Source organism: Kistimonas scapharcae (assembly GCF_039540975.1).
GTDB lineage: Bacteria > Pseudomonadota > Gammaproteobacteria > Pseudomonadales > Endozoicomonadaceae > Kistimonas > Kistimonas scapharcae.
On the sequence record NZ_BAABFL010000189.1, the window covers coordinates 1 to 751 of the forward strand.

The window sequence follows — 751 nt, forward strand, 5'->3', positions numbered from 1 at the left end:
CGGATATTGCCGGTGGTGTGTTGCGTAACCGTGACGCCAAGGGCATGTGGAAGGCAGCAAACGACATGCGACAGGCGATGATGATGAAGAAAAAAGACCCCGAGGCATACAAGGCGCTGGTCCAGCAGGTACATGACATGGGTCTGATAGGACAACGGGTGTCGCAGGAAATCCTTCAGAACCTCTACGGTAATACCTACACCACGGGCAAGGCGCAGAAGGCGCTGGATTACCTGTTCCATCTGAACTTTCAGGAGTGGTGGACCGAGTACACACGGATCACCAACGCCCATGTTGCCAACCAGACCCTGAAGCGGTGGTCAGAGGCTGCACTGGCCGGTGATACCAAGGCGAAGAAATACCTGGAGCAACTGAATGTCACGGCGGAAGAAGTCAGGGATTGGGACGGCAAGACACTGACGCTGGAGGAGCAGGCCGAGTATGAACAGTTGAAGGCCGACGGCATCCGTGGCGACCGCTATAACGAACTTCATGCACTGATGAAGAATCGCCGTGCGGTGCAGGATGCGCTGACACGGTTCGTGGAAGAATCGGTGGTGAGGCCGAATGCCGCGCACCGTCCGGCATGGGCAAGTGACCCACGTTACATGCTGATCTGGCACCTGAAGTCGTTCTTCTACAGCTACGGCAAGATGATCATCCTGCCTTTCCTGAAGCATCTGCATGAACAGATCGCGGCCACCAAGCTGCCAGCGAATGCGACCATGGCGACCAAGATCAAATTGTATGG

General features: G+C 55.9%; 1 protein-coding gene. It reads left to right on the top strand.

Annotated elements, in window-relative coordinates; translation table 11 throughout:
- Window positions 1-751, top strand: a 751-nt coding sequence (locus ABD892_RS10325) for a hypothetical protein (RefSeq protein WP_345195541.1), incomplete at both ends; no start/stop codon positions are given.